This is a genomic window from Flavobacterium sp. RSSB_23, assembly GCF_051547145.1.
GTDB lineage: Bacteria > Bacteroidota > Bacteroidia > Flavobacteriales > Flavobacteriaceae > Flavobacterium.
Window position 1 is genome coordinate 445,790 of record NZ_JBPTTO010000002.1, and the last position, 14,579, is coordinate 460,368.

Genomic DNA, 14,579 nt, shown 5'->3' on the forward strand with positions numbered 1-14,579 from the left:
TAAATTTATATACAATGAGAATAGCAGTTGTAGGTGCTACCGGAATGGTAGGCGAAATAATGTTGAAAGTATTAGCAGAACGTAATTTTCCAGTTACAGAGTTAATCCCTGTTGCTTCAGAAAAATCAGTAGGAAAAGAAATAGAGTTCAACGGAAAAAAATATAAAGTAGTAGGATTGCAAACGGCAGTGGATTTAAAAGCTGATATTGCTTTGTTTTCTGCTGGAGGAGGAACTTCTTTGGAGTGGGCTCCAAAATTTGCAGCCGCTGGTACTACAGTAATTGATAATTCTTCAGCTTGGAGAATGGACCCAACCAAAAAATTAGTGGTTCCAGAAATCAATGCTAGCCAATTGACTAAAGAGGACAAAATCATTGCAAATCCAAACTGTTCAACTATCCAAATGGTATTGGCTTTGGCACCTTTGCATCAAAAATACAACATCAAACGTGTAATTGTTTCTACTTATCAGTCCATTACAGGTACTGGTGTAAAAGCGGTGCAACAATTTGAAAATGAAGTAGCTGGAATTGAAGGCGAAATGGTGTACAAATACAAAATCAATCGCAATTGTATTCCACAATGTGATAGTTTTGAAGACAATGGTTACACCAAAGAAGAAATGAAATTGGTAAACGAAACCAAAAAAATCTTAAGCGATGATTCTATTAGAGTTACGGCAACTGCTGTCCGTGTACCAGTAGTTGGAGGTCATAGCGAAGCGGTGAATGTTGAGTTCACTAATGATTTTGATGTGGCTGAGGTGCGTAACATTTTACACCATACAGATGGAGTAGTAGTTCAAGACAATTTGGATACGTTCACTTACCCAATGCCTCGTTATGCTGAAGGAAAAAATGAAGTTTTTGTTGGTAGAATTCGTCGTGATGAAAGCCAAGCCAACACTTTGAATATGTGGATTGTGGCTGATAACTTGAGAAAAGGAGCCGCTACGAACACGATTCAAATTGCAGAATATTTAATCGCAGCCAATTTAGTTTAAAACACTATAACCCACAACACAACCGGAACCGCTTCTAATTGGAAGCGGTTTTTTTATGCTTTTTTTTGCTTTCAAAAGCAGCGCAACCCCAATGAAATGTTGTACTTTTAAACTTTAAATTTTAATTGGAGAAGATGAAAAAGCTAAAAGTAGTTGCCTTCGATGCAGATGATACGCTTTGGGGCAATGAAATGTATTTTGACGAAACCGAAAAGAAATTCTGTGGTTTGATGGAAGATTATCTTTCGCATCAAGGAATTTCATCCGAATTGTTTCAAATAGAGATTGCGAATTTAAAACTATACGGCTACGGAATCAAAGGATATATTCTATCGATGATTGAGGCAGCAATGAAGATTTCAAACAATACTATTTCTATTGAAGCGATTGAAAAAATCGTGCAATATGGAAAAGATTTGCTAGAAAAGCCTGTCGATTTGCTGGAAGGTGTGACCGAAACATTAGAAGCTTTGAGTGGAAAATATAAATTAGTAGTTGCTACCAAAGGCGATTTATTAGACCAAAGACGAAAATTGCACAATTCGGGTTTAGGGCCTTATTTTCATCATATTGAAGTAATGTCAGACAAACAAGAAATCGATTATTTGGATTTGATTAAACGTTTGGAGATTCAACCCGATGAGTTTTATATGATTGGTAATTCGCTTAAGTCGGATGTTTTGCCTGTACTTTCAATAGGTGGTTATGCTGCACATATTCCGTTTCACACGACTTGGGCACACGAGAAAATAGACCACAAAGTAGAGCATCCCAACTTTACTACCTTGCAACAATTAACGGATATAATTCCACTTTTAACCTAATGAAGCAGCCGTTTGACCTTGAAAATTGGAACAGAAAAGAGCATTTTCATTTTTTTAGACAAATGAGTGAGCCTTTTTTTGGCGCTACGGTGGCAATAGACTGCACAAAGGCTTACGAAAAAGCCAAATCCATTTCATCTTCTTTCTTTATTTATTATTTGCACAAAACCTTACAAGCGGTCAATGCGATTGAAAATTTTAGATACCGAATCGATAACGAAACCATTGTGGTTTACGATAGAATAGATGGTTCGGCTACTATTGGTCGACCTGATGGAACCTTTGGATTTTCATTAATCGAATTTCATCCCGATTTTGCTGTTTTCGAAAAAAATGCGCTAGAAGAAATCGAACGTATTCAAAACACCACTGGCTTGTTTACTCGTTCTTTTGATGCAGATAATTTAATTCATTTTTCGGCAGTACCTTGGTTGGATTTTACGTCTTTATCGCACGCTAGAAGTTTTACTTTTCCAGATAGTTGTCCTAAAATTTCTTTTGGAAAAATGGTTGTTGAAAAGGATGGAAGCAAGCGAATGAATATGTCGGTGCACGTACATCACGGTTTGATGGATGGATTGCATTTGGGACAATTTGTAGATTATTTTCAGCAAATTATGAACGATTAAGTAGCGATTTTTTGGTATGCTCTTTGCGGGAGGAATTGTACTATTTTTAATATAAATCATTATGAAGCAGGTAGTAGTTCTTTTATTTATAGCAAGTACTTTTTTGACTTTTGGTCAAATTAGGTTGGCTTCTCATCCTTTAGAATTAAAAAAAGCAAAAGAGTACCATCAAATCATCAACACCTCCGATAGACAAAATAATAATGTCTTTGTTTTAGCTACCGACAAAGAAAAAACAACGATTCTAAAGTACAGTCCCTTTTTGTTTTTCAAAGATAGTATGGTGACCAAAAGACCTGATATTGGTTATAAATTGATGGCTGGTTATTCCTTTGTAACAGATGAAAATCCAACTATTTATTGGGCCGATTCTAATTTTAGAAACATAGTCGCAGTACATTATGATATGGTTACAAAGACGACGACGGCTAACTATCTTCAGTTGCCTTTACAACGTGAAACGGTGCTTAACGCCTTTAATGAGAACAATAAATTTTATGTTCTTACCAAAAAGAATACTACCGAAGCTTTAGTGCTTTATGTTTTTAACGGAGGTGAAAAAACGCAATACCTTCTTGATTTTAGTGGATTCGAGTTTGTAAATAGTAAAAAAGAAGCCATCAGTTTATCCATGATTTTGTCTGTTTTACCTTTAGAAAAAATAGAAACACGTGCTTATAATCCGTTGTTTAAAGCCACAAGTAAATCTAAATTTTATGTACGCGAGAACGATATTCTCTTCACCTTCGACCATAATATAAATGAAACACAGTTGTTTCAATTGGATTTCAAGACCTTAAAACTCGTTGAAAGAAGCATTCCGCAATTTTCGTTGAAACGCCTTAATGGATTGTCTAATTCCTATTATCACGAAAACAAAATATATCAAGTGACAGCGAATGATGAAGAACTACATTTTGGCTATAAAGATTTTGAAACCGATGCACTAATCAAAGAATTTAGTGTGACAAAAAATGACACCATCACTTTCAAAAACTCACCTTTGTTCGCTCAAGTTATGAATCAGCGACCAAAAGCAATGAAAACCACTGCCAAGTTTTTGAAGCAATTATCGGGCACTGATTTGGGGGTTACGGTCTATAAAACGCCCAAGAATTTGTTTCTAACCATAGGGGGTAATCAAGAAATAGAGCAATTGTCTACAGGGTTTGCACCAAGTGGGGGTGACTTCGTAACCAATTCTTATTTTATTCCATTGAATGTTTATTTTGAAACTGTTTTGGACAAGAAAGGGAATCATATCAATTCAAAACCCGAGCCTTTGGCCACCGATTTTATAGGTCAGTTTTCTTATGAAAACCCTCAAGCCGTTTTGCAAAGTACTTTCAGACATAAGAATTATTACATTAATGGATATTACGATACCAAGTTGAAACAATTTGTGATGCAGAAATTTTATGATGGTTTTTAATATTTTGCCTTTATAATTGTGTTCTAATTATTATCTTAGTGTCTCCCTAAATCCGTTTTTTAAAATTGTCATTAACTTAAAAAAAGAAAACTATGTTGTCTAAAAATATTGAAGTCGCACTGAACAATCAAATTCGTATCGAAGCAGAGTCTTCTCAAATATATTTGTCAATGGCTTGTTGGGCTGAAGTGAGTGGACTGGAAGGAATTGCGCAGTTCATGTATGCACAGTCCGATGAAGAACGTGCTCATATGTTGAAACTGATTAAGTATGTAAACGAACGTGGAGGTCACGCTCAAATCACCGATTTAAAAGCGCCAAAAACTACCTATGATACTTTTCAAGGAATGTTTGAGGAATTGTACAAACACGAGATTTTTGTTTCAAATTCTATCAACGAATTAGTGCATATCACTTTTTCAGAAAAAGATTATGCCACGCACAATTTCTTGCAATGGTATGTAGCTGAACAAATTGAAGAAGAAGCTACAGCTAAGTCTATTTTGGATAAAATCAATTTGATTGGTGATGATAAAGGAGGCTTGTATTTATTTGACCGCGATATTCAGCAAGCTGCTGTTGCCAGTGCTGCCGCAGCCGCTGCAACTAAGTAATACTTCTATATAACTTTTAACCCGAACGCATTATTCGGGTTTTTTTATGCCTTTTTATGTTAAAATTTATTTAGAATAGATAAAAATAACATATATTTGCCTCAGAAATTAAGACTCAAGAGCATGAGTAAGAAAGACAAAGAAAAGGACAAGAAAAAAGGCAAAAAAGAAAAGAAAGACCAAAAGAAGAAAGCGCTTTTGGCTAAAATCAAAGTTGCCGAAAACTGCAAGTCAAAATGTTGCGGAAAATACGAGAAAGGCGAAAACAAACGTTGCTGTCGTTGTCCTATGTTTGATTTGATTAAAAAAGTAGCGTAATTCTAAAATTGCTACTACATTGCACACTCAACTGAGTGTTTTATGTTTTTTATTGCCAACCATCCCATTTATAAACATCCACTACCCGAAGGACATCGCTTTCCGATGCTCAAATACGAACTGCTTCCTAAGCAGTTACTCCACGAAGGTACAGCCGAACCGACTGATTTTTATTCCCCTGAACCTATTGATTTATCTTTAGTTCATGCTGTGCATACACCAACTTATGTTAAGGCTCTAACCGAATTGACTCTCGATGCCAAAGCCATTCGTAGTATCGGATTTCCACTTTCTGCAGCGTTGGTCGAGCGAGAGTTGCGTATTGCACAGGGTACAATTGCGGGTTGTAATCACGCGTTGGAACACGGTATTGCTTTTAATATTGCTGGTGGAACCCATCATGCATTCTCGAATCGTGGAGAGGCTTTTTGCTTACTCAACGATCAAGCGATTGGAGCTCAGTATCTCATCAATCAGAAGAAGTGTCATAAAATCCTCATTGTAGATCTCGATGTACATCAAGGCAATGGTACAGCCGAAATCTTTCGAAATAATACGGATGTCATTACTTTTTCAATGCATGGTCAAAGTAATTATCCTTTTCGAAAAGAAATTTCGGATTACGATATCCCTTTGCCAGACAAGACAGATGATTCAACTTATTTGGCCATTCTACAAGAAACACTTCCAGAATTACTAAGCCTCCATCGTCCCGATTTTGTTTTTTACTTAGCGGGTGTGGATATTTTGGGTACGGACAAATTAGGGAAATTAGGGTGTACTTTAGAAGGATGTAAAGCTCGAGATAGCTATGTTTTAGGCCTTTGTAAATCTTTGGGTATTCCTGTACAAGTGAGTATGGGGGGCGGTTATTCCCCAGCGATAAAAACCATAATCGAGGCTCACGCTAATACATATAGGGTGGCGAGAGCGTTGTATTAATCTTCTTTAAATTTGAAACATATAAGTCATTGAAGTTTTGGATTGAAGGTTTTTTGAACCATATAAGGGATGTAAGGTCATTTACGTTTTGTGGTGAAATCCTTGGTGAAGTTTAACCGCAAAGCAAACAAAGATTATCGCAAGGTTCGCAAAGTAATAAATCATATAAGGACATTTAAGTTCCATTAAAAATCCGTTGCATCCGTTTTATCCGCGACATCCGTGGTCAAAATTTAACCCCTAAGTTCACAAAGAAAGCGCAAGGCTCGCAAAGTAATAAAACAAATAAGGACATTTAAGTTCCATTAAAAATCCGTTGCATCCGTTGCATCCGTTTTATCCGCGACATCCGTGGCCAATAATTAACCACAAAGTTCACAAAGCACATAATATTAAACCCAAAAGGCATCAAGAACACTCAAGCTTTTGTTCAGCCTTTTATGTTCTTAAATGCCTTCTATGGTTTTGAAAAATCCCGTGCTTATAGAAAACTCAAATGGCTTATATATTTTAAATTAATTCTTCCTGATTTAGATGTATGTTTTCTAATAGCTGAATGATTTCATCTGCATACTGTTGCGTTCGTTTTTCTCCAAATCCTTTAATCCATTGAAAATCGGATAGGGCTTGTGGATGTTGCACCGCTATTTGAATCAGATGGCTGTTGTGACAGACTACAAAAGGTTTCACACCATTCGTTTTGGCTTTTTCGTTGCGCCATTTTTTCAATTGTTGATACTTCTCGATTTGGTCTTGGGTTAGGTCAGTGAGTGATGCTTTTTCCTGAGACGCAAGATTGATTTTTTCTTTATAGTGCAACAAAACCGACCAATAACTCGCATCGGATTCGATGAAATGGGTATCGGATTGCACCAATTCTACCGAGGCGATAAAATCATTTAGCTTTTGCTGGTCTTGCGCCAAATGTGGAGCATCTACCCGAACGGAAAATACCTGTACATTCATAGCTGTAGATTTTATTTGCCCATCAAAAGGATTTCATTCACTATCACTTCAGTGATGTAGCGTTTCTCCCCGTTCTTGTCTTCGTAACTGCGGTGAGTGAGTTTGCCTTCGATGGCTACTTCCTTGCCTTTGGTCACGTATTTCTCGATGATGTCGGCTGTTTTTCCCCAAGCACTTACTTTGTGCCATTCGGTTTGTTCTACTTTGTCGCCTTTGTCGTTGCGGTAAGTGTCGTTGGTAGCGATAGTAAGGTTGGCTACTTTTTTACCTCCGTCGAAGGTTTTGATTTCTGGTTCGTTTCCTACGTGACCGATTAATTGTACTCTGTTTTTCATTGCATTCATGGCGTGTAAATTTAAAAGTTAGGCATATAATTAAAATGTTCGTGTCGGATGAGCAACAAGGTCGTTGTTTCATTTCGACAGGGCAAAGATGCGGTGCCGATTGATAATTAGTCGGTTGCATCCCATTTACTTTCGGTTGTAATTGTTTGTAACCGTTTGTAAATGGAATTTTTTGAGTATATTTGGGTAATTGATAATTTTAAAGCTAATTATAATTTATTCAGATTAAATTTTATGAATAGGTATTCAATATTTAAAAAGTCATCTAAATTTTATTGGAGCAACGATAGGATAGTCCTTCCTATAATTTTTGGCTGTATTATAATTTATTTAATTAAAGCTACTGTCTTAAAGATGGAAGTGAATACAGTTGATAATTACCTTATGTTTTTGCTATTAGGAGCATTCTTTTTAGGACTAATTTTAAAATTTTTTCGAATTTTCAAACCAGATCCGCTTAGAGGGGAATTAGATGGTTTTTTAACATTCGAATTGAATCAAATTTCAGCAAAAGATAAAATATTTAGAATTGATGAGATAAAAAAAATTAGAATTACTAATGATGATTATTATGGTAAAACAATTGGCTCAGGTAAAAGTTTTAATTCAAATTTATCAAATGGGGTTAACAACCTCTGCGTAATTGAATTAAATACTGGTATAACTTTGAGCTATAATTATGAATTATATTATTCAGATGATTTACAAAAAATAAAGAAAGAATTAATTAATTATTATAAGTTGAGTAAACTCGATTTTCAAAATTTAGTTGAGGTATTAGGAATAAGTCATAATGATATACAGGAATTCAAAGCGAGCATTAATTGATAATTTGACAGGAATGACAAAAAAACAACTACTTCATAGAACAATTTCAATTGAGAATCTAAGAGGAATGACTGTAAACGAAAGGCTGTATGCTTGTGGTTTACTAGATGAATTTGACAAAGCAATGCAGTCCGATAAAGTTTTAGCAAAAAAAATACTAACGTACTTACTCGTTGACGAAGCATCCATAGAGTTAATTTTAAATTCAAAACAATAAATGGAAAACACAAATTTAAAACCAAATCTTACTAAGCGTTTTTTGGCAGGGCTCATTGATTACGCAATTATTTATGCTTTTTTCTATGCATTTATCTCAGCATTTGGTGAACCAAACGAGGAAGGTGGTTATTCTGTAACAGGTTTTCTGGCCCTAGTTCCAATACTATTTTGGTTTGTTTTTTTAGTGGTATTTGAAACCTTTTTTGGTGCTACTTTAGGAAATTCAATTGTAGGGTTACAACCAAAATCGTTGACAAAAAACAATGGTGAACTTTCATTGGGTCAATCTATAAAAAGACACGTATTAGACCCAATAGATATGTTTCCTTTTGGATTGCTTGCAATAATGGCAATAAAAAATACAGATAGGAATCAACGTTTAGGAGATATTTGGGCTAAGACAATCGTCGTGGAAGCGAATCAAAATTAAATCACTTCTAATAAAAAACCAATTCACTAACCCCCTAAAACCCCACTACAAATGCAAACCAAAATCAAAAAAGTAGAATTGCGCAATTTGGCGTTTGAGGATTATAAACAACTCAAGAACTCGATGGTAGAATCCTATCCCGAAATGGCCGATTCCTATTGGCGTTCCGAGGATATTGAGCGATTATTGGCTATTTTTCCCGAAGGACAGTTGGTGATTTTGGCCGATGGCAAAGTGGTGGGTTCGGCCTTGTCGTTGATTGTAGACGAAAAATTGGTCGACAAACGCCATAATTATTTGGAGGTCGTGGGCAATTATTCGTTTTCGACCCACAATCCGTTTGGGGAGATTTTGTATGGCATCGATGTGTTTATTCATCCCAATTATCGCGGCTTGCGTTTGGGACGCCGTTTGTATGACGCTCGCAAAGAATTGTGCGAACAACTCAACCTCAAATCCATTGTTTTTGCGGGGCGGATTCCCAATTACGGGCAGTATGCCGATAAAATGTCGCCCAAAAAATACATCGACAAAATCAAAAGCAAACAACTGCACGACCCCGTATTGTCGTTTCAGTTGAGCAACGATTTTCACGTGTTGCGCGTCATCAAAAATTATTTAGTAGGCGACGAAGATTCGAAGGAATTCGCCGTTTTGCTCGAGTGGAATAACATTTATTATGACGAAAGTCCCAAGCTCATCAACACCGAAAAATCGGTGATTCGGCTAGGGCTTATTCAGTGGCAAATGCGCTCGCTGGCCAATCTCGACGCCTTGTTTGAACAATCCGAATTTTTTATCGATGTGGTCTCGGGTTATGGCTGCGATTTTGCTTTGTTTCCAGAACTGTTCACCGCGCCTTTGATGGCCGACTACAATCACCTCACCGAGGCCGAAGCCATACGCGAATTGGCCAAATATTCAGACCCAATCCGCAAGCGGTTTCAGGAGTTTGCCATTTCGTACAACATCAATATCATCACCGGAAGTATGCCGTATTTAGAGGGCGGAAATTTGTATAATGTTGGTTTCTTGTGCAAGCGCGACGGGACTTCTGAAATGTATGCCAAAATTCACGTTACGCCCAACGAGGTGCAGCATTGGGGAATGAAAGGCGGCTCCGAAATCAAAACTTTTGATACCGATTGCGGAAAAATAGGCGTGATGATTTGCTACGATGTCGAATTCCCAGAGCTCTCCCGATTAATGGCCGATGAAGGGATGAATATCTTGTTTGTGCCCTTCCTGACCGATACGCAAAACGCCTACACCCGAGTCAAACATTGTTCCCAAGCCCGAGCCATCGAAAACGAGTGTTTTGTCGCCATAGCGGGATGTGTAGGCAATTTGCCCAAGGTCAACAATATGGATATTCAGTATGCGCAATCAGCCGTGTTTACGCCCTCAGATTTTGCGTTTCCGAGCAACGGTATCAAAGCCGAAGCCACGCCCAACACCGAGATGACACTGATTGTCGACGTCGATTTGGATTTGCTCAAAGAGCTGCACGAACACGGCAGCGTTCGCATCCTCAAAGACAGAAGAACCGATTTGTACGAAATAAAAAAGATAAAAAACGCAGAGAAATAGTGAAGGGGATTATTTAGGAACAGGCACAAAAGGCTTTTCAGGAAACATCGTCCCGCTATCCGCTATATCTTTTTTCCTAAACCTGACAGGTTTCAAAAACCTGTCAGGTCTAGAAAAAAAGGATGCCGCTCCTATCGGGGTTAGAGAGTAACAAGGGGATTTTTTGTTTTAAAAGGAGAATTTGTAAAAAACATAAACACACCCCCGCCCCCTCTCAAGAGGGGAGTTAGGAACGCAAAACTTTAGTGTTTAAAAAACACATTTTTGAATAATAAATAAAACATCTCTTATTCCGCAGTCGAATTTCCCTCTTGAGAGGGGTTAGGGGTGTGTCAAGCGAGAGAATAAAAGTGAATAGTAATGAAAAACACCTCATTTAGCACTTTTTAATCCCACTCTCGATAGGGGTTAAGGGATTGTAAAACGAGAGAACCAAAGAGAATAATTGTGAAAAACGTATCATTTAGCACATTTTAATTCCCCTCTTGAGAGGGGCTAGGGGTGTGTCAAGTGAGAAAATAAAAATGAACAATAAAACCAAACGCCTCATTTATTAAAATAACCAAATGGCTAAAAGAAAAATCATTCCATACGACCCAAAACTAAAAGAATTGGCTAGACAATTAAGAAATGATTCTACTAAAACAGAAATTTTTCTTTGGTTAAAGCTGAAAGGAAAACAGATGTATGGTTATGATTTTCATCGACAAAAGCCTATAGATAGCTACATTTTAGATTTTTTCTGTTATGAGTTGATGTTAGGAATTGAAGTCGATGGGTATTCCCACGAGTTTTTAGAAGTATATAATAAAGACACTGTAAAAGAGAAAAGAATGAATCAGTTAGGGATTACGGTTTTACGGTTTACGGATGAACAAGTTTTGAAAGATATGGAGAATGTTTTGCGAGCTATTGAGTATTATATCATTGAATATGAAAAACACACCCCCAGCCCCTCTCGAGAGGGGAGCTAGGACCGCAAAACCTTTAGTTTTTAAAAACACATTTTGAATAATAAGTAAAACACCTCATTTAGCACATTTTAATTCCCCTCTCGAGAGGGGCTAGGGGTGTGTCAATTGAGAGAGCCAAAGTGAATAGTAGTGAAAATATATCATTTAGCAGCTTCGAATTCCCCTCTTGAAATCGAAGATTCAACGACTCCAAAATAAATATTATATGGAGTTAGAGGGGTTAGGGGTGTGTAAAATGAGAAAACAAATAGATAAACCAAAACAAACACAAAACCCCTGTTCCCTCTTTAGCCCTGATGGGAGGGAATATCCTTTTTTGACCCGATTTTTCTCGGGGCAAAAAAGATAGGAAGGACAGCAGGAACCAATGCTAACAAATAAAGCCTTTTGCTGGGCTCCAAATAGATAGAATTATAACTTAAATCGTATACGAATGAAAACCTGCCTAGAATGTGGTGAAAAAATTGTAGGTCGCGAGGACAAGAAATTTTGTAGTGACAGCTGTCGAAATGCCTATAATAATAAAATAAATAAGGATAGTACGAATTATATGCGGAATATTAACAATAAGTTGCGCAAAAATTACCGAATTTTGTCAGAATTGAATGTAGAAGGTAAAACGAAAACGACTCGAGCGAAGTTGATGAGTAAGGGTTTTGACTTTGAATTTTTTACTTCTATATTGCACACTAAAACAGGAAATACCTACTATTTCTTGTATGACCAAGGTTATATGATTTTGGAAAATGACTATTATATGCTAGTCAAAAAAGATATTTAAAATACCACATCCCCATTGCTATGAAAAAATATGCTTCTTTACTTTCAGTTTTTGTCCTTTTGCTCGTGTTGGCAGCAGGCTATTTTTTACAAATGCCGCAAACCATCGACTATGAGGACCAAAATCTAGCCAATTTTTCGACCAAACGTGCTTTTAAAACCGTTGAGAATCTTACGAAAGAACCGCATTATGTAGGTTCTGCCAACCACGATGTAGTGGCGATGCAGCTAGTTCGTGAGCTAAATTTGATGGGGATTACAACTCAAGTGCAAGAGGGCTACACGATGAGCGATTGGGGCAATCTGGTGCAGTCTAAAAATATTATTGGACGCATCAAAGGAACGAATTCCAAAAAAGCATTGTTGTTGCTGTCGCATTACGATAGTGCGCCGCATTCTTTTTCGCACGGAGCAAGTGATGATGCTTCGGGTGTAGCTACGATTATTGAAGGCGTTCGTGCTTTTTTGCATACTAAGAAAACGCATAAAAACGATATCATTATTGTTTTTTCGGATGCCGAAGAATTGGGACTAAACGGAGCCGCTTTGTTTGTTACCCAACATCCTTGGGCAAAAGAAGTAGGTCTGGCGCTCAATTTTGAAGCGCGTGGTTCTTCTGGACCGAGTTATATGTTGATGGAAACTAACAAGGGGAATGCAGGTTTGGTGAACGAATTTTCAAAAGCAGGCGTGACTTATCCTGTTTCGAATTCGTTGATGTATAGTATTTACAAAATGTTACCTAACGACACGGACTTAACCGTTTTTAGAGAAAAAGGAAACATTCAGGGATTGAATTTTGCGTTTATCGACGACCATTATAATTACCACACCCAGCAGGATGACGCTCAGCATTTGGCTAAAAACACTTTGGCGCATCAAGGTCGTTACTTAATGCCTTTGCTAACGTATTTTTCGAATGCTAATTTGGATGCCGTGCAAGCCACCGAGGATGAGGTGTATTTTACGATTCCGTTTACGTTTATCAGCTATCCTTTTTCTTGGGTACTGCCTATGACAATTATAGCGGGAGTGTTTTTTGTGTTTTTCTTGTTCATTGGCAAAGCCAAACGCATTTTTACTTTCAGAGAATTGTTCAAAGGATTGATTCCGTTTTTGGGTGCCTTGGGGATTGCGGGTGGATTGACGTATTTTGGTTGGAAAGGATTGCTTTGGGCGTATCCTCAATACAACGATTTGCTCAACGGATTTACCTACAATGGTCACGATTATATAGCGGCTTTCGTACTGTTGAGTTTGTCGATTTGTTTCTTGATGTACCATTGGCTATCGGCCAAAAAAGTGACAATGAACCATTATGTGATGGTATTGTTAGTTTGGATGGTCATTAATGGATTTATTGCGAACTCGCTAACGGGTGCTGGATTTTTGATAATTCCAGTTTATTTTGGTTTGATTGCTTTTGGAGCGTTTGTCCTAACGCAACGTTCGAATTGGGTACTGAATTTAATTTGTGGGATTCCTGCGGTGTTACTTTTGGCGCCGTTCATTCAAATGTTCCCAGTTGGGTTGGGCTTAAAGATTCTTTTTGGAAGTGCAATTTTGACCGTTCTTACTTTTGGATTGTTGTTGCCAGTTTTTGGCGCATTTTTACATAAAGGGAAATGGGCTTTGGGATTATTTGTTTTGTCGTTGTTGTTTTTTGCCAAAGGCCATTATAATTCGGATTATGAAGCAGGAAAAGCAAAATCTAATAGTTTAGTGTACTTGTACAATGCAGATACTAACCAAGCGTTTTGGGTGACGTATGATGTGAACCTAGACGATTGGACGAAAACCTACTTGGGCGCCAACCCTAAGAGCGCTAAGCCACTTAACGATATGCCTTTGTTTAGCAAATACAATTCTGGATTTACTTATGCCGCAACAACGGATGTAGTGGGTGTAAAGAAACCTTTAGTTGTATTTACAAAAGATAGTCTCGCTGGCAATTTGCGACACATTCAAATTAAAATTATACCCAATCGAAAAGTCAACCGCTATGATATTTTTGCCAATGAAGCGATGACTTTTTATAATTTTAGAGCCAATGGTGCGAGAAATCTTGGCGATACCAGTTCAATGTTAGAACGAAAAGGCAAGAAATTAGTGAGTTATTACGTAGTCAACAATGCGCCTTTGGTGTTGGATTTTAGTATTAATGCTTCGGCGGTAATTGATATGGAATTATTAGAATCTTCTTTTGATTTACTACAAAATCCATTGTTCAACATCAAACCAAGAGATAATTGGATGATGCCTACACCTTTTGTCTTGAATGATGCGGTAGTCATTCGTAAAAAAATTAAAAAAGGCCAACAAAGTATTCCCAAAGAGTTAGTGGTTCCTGTTACGGATTCTTTGGCTATTGCAAAAGATAGTTTGCTAGTGCCAAAAAGATAAAATTATAAATTAAAATTTTGAAAAACACCCTATTTCATTTTTGGAATAGGGTGTTTTTGTTTGCTAATTCTAGTAATTTATTTTCTTTTTAATCCTTTGATTTTTAGTTTTTTAGTACCTTTAAAATCGATTAGGTAAAAGCAAAAGAGTTATTTCAAAAAGTAAAACTTCTTTACCTAGTGGTTGTCTTTTAAGTTCAAGCAATTGAATATTGAATTTTTGTAATTTTTCGAATAAAAAAATTAAGAATTAAGCTATAAAAAGCTAATTAATACTATTATT

At 37.0% G+C, this 14,579-nt stretch carries 16 protein-coding genes; 14 read left to right on the plus strand and 2 right to left on the minus strand.

Going from position 1 to position 14,579, the window contains the following annotated elements; translation table 11 throughout:
- Positions 1–14: 14 nt before the first annotated feature.
- The 7 genes from ACSVH9_RS05385 (at position 15) to ACSVH9_RS05415 (ending at position 5,763) form a co-directional block, all read left to right on the plus strand.
- Positions 15–1,004 (plus strand): aspartate-semialdehyde dehydrogenase, encoded by a 990-nt coding sequence (locus ACSVH9_RS05385; RefSeq protein ID WP_300977645.1) that lies wholly within the window; start codon positions 15–17, stop codon positions 1,002–1,004.
- 134 nt (positions 1,005–1,138) lie between these two features.
- Complete coding sequence (locus ACSVH9_RS05390) at positions 1,139–1,828, plus strand: HAD family hydrolase (protein ID WP_438062810.1); 690 nt, start codon at positions 1,139–1,141, stop codon at positions 1,826–1,828.
- The gene (locus ACSVH9_RS05395; protein WP_438062811.1) at positions 1,828–2,457 is read left to right on the plus strand and encodes a CatA-like O-acetyltransferase; all 630 of its coding nucleotides are present in this window, start codon (positions 1,828–1,830) and stop codon (positions 2,455–2,457) included. The genes ACSVH9_RS05390 and ACSVH9_RS05395 overlap by 1 nt, the downstream gene beginning before the upstream one ends.
- Before the next feature lie 61 nt (positions 2,458–2,518).
- Positions 2,519–3,889, plus strand: a complete 1,371-nt coding sequence (locus ACSVH9_RS05400; protein ID WP_438062812.1) for a hypothetical protein — start codon at positions 2,519–2,521, stop codon at positions 3,887–3,889.
- Positions 3,890–3,981: 92 nt separating this feature from the next.
- On the plus strand, positions 3,982–4,503 hold the full coding sequence (locus ACSVH9_RS05405; protein ID WP_298297081.1) for a ferritin: 522 nt from the start codon (positions 3,982–3,984) through the stop codon (positions 4,501–4,503).
- A gap of 123 nt (positions 4,504–4,626) precedes the next feature.
- Complete coding sequence (locus tag ACSVH9_RS05410; protein WP_438062813.1) at positions 4,627–4,821, plus strand: hypothetical protein; 195 nt, start codon at positions 4,627–4,629, stop codon at positions 4,819–4,821.
- 42 nt (positions 4,822–4,863) lie between these two features.
- Entirely contained in the window at positions 4,864–5,763 is a 900-nt protein-coding gene (locus ACSVH9_RS05415; RefSeq protein ID WP_438062814.1) for a histone deacetylase family protein, read from the plus strand.
- Positions 5,764–6,273: 510 nt separating this feature from the next.
- On the opposite strand, the gene ACSVH9_RS05420 is transcribed toward ACSVH9_RS05415, so the two are convergent.
- Together ACSVH9_RS05420 and ACSVH9_RS05425 are read right to left on the minus strand one after the other, a co-directional pair.
- Complete coding sequence (locus ACSVH9_RS05420) at positions 6,274–6,729, minus strand: HRDC domain-containing protein (protein WP_438062815.1); 456 nt, start codon at positions 6,727–6,729, stop codon at positions 6,274–6,276.
- Between the two features lie 11 nt (positions 6,730–6,740).
- Positions 6,741–7,073 (minus strand): single-stranded DNA-binding protein, encoded by a 333-nt coding sequence (locus tag ACSVH9_RS05425; protein ID WP_024980691.1) that lies wholly within the window; start codon positions 7,071–7,073, stop codon positions 6,741–6,743.
- Positions 7,074–7,427: 354 nt separating this feature from the next.
- Here ACSVH9_RS05425 and ACSVH9_RS05430 point away from each other — a divergent pair, with 354 nt between their 5' ends.
- From ACSVH9_RS05430 to ACSVH9_RS05460, 7 genes are all read left to right on the plus strand, one after another.
- Positions 7,428–7,901: a hypothetical protein gene (locus ACSVH9_RS05430; RefSeq protein WP_438062816.1), complete on the plus strand. Its 474-nt coding sequence runs from the start codon at positions 7,428–7,430 to the stop codon at positions 7,899–7,901.
- A 13-nt stretch (positions 7,902–7,914) separates the two neighbouring features.
- Positions 7,915–8,118, plus strand: coding sequence for a hypothetical protein (locus ACSVH9_RS05435; RefSeq protein WP_438062817.1), 204 nt, complete (start codon positions 7,915–7,917; stop codon positions 8,116–8,118).
- Positions 8,119–8,550: an RDD family protein gene (locus ACSVH9_RS05440; protein ID WP_438062818.1), complete on the plus strand. Its 432-nt coding sequence runs from the start codon at positions 8,119–8,121 to the stop codon at positions 8,548–8,550.
- A gap of 51 nt (positions 8,551–8,601) precedes the next feature.
- Positions 8,602–10,140 (plus strand): GNAT family N-acetyltransferase, encoded by a 1,539-nt coding sequence (locus ACSVH9_RS05445; RefSeq protein WP_438062819.1) that lies wholly within the window; start codon positions 8,602–8,604, stop codon positions 10,138–10,140.
- Positions 10,141–10,706: 566 nt separating this feature from the next.
- Positions 10,707–11,114 (plus strand): endonuclease domain-containing protein, encoded by a 408-nt coding sequence (locus tag ACSVH9_RS05450; RefSeq protein WP_438062820.1) that lies wholly within the window; start codon positions 10,707–10,709, stop codon positions 11,112–11,114.
- 433 nt (positions 11,115–11,547) lie between these two features.
- Complete coding sequence (locus ACSVH9_RS05455; protein WP_438062821.1) at positions 11,548–11,895, plus strand: hypothetical protein; 348 nt, start codon at positions 11,548–11,550, stop codon at positions 11,893–11,895.
- A gap of 20 nt (positions 11,896–11,915) precedes the next feature.
- Complete coding sequence (locus tag ACSVH9_RS05460) at positions 11,916–14,297, plus strand: M28 family peptidase (RefSeq protein WP_438062822.1); 2,382 nt, start codon at positions 11,916–11,918, stop codon at positions 14,295–14,297.
- Positions 14,298–14,579: the final 282 nt, after the last annotated feature.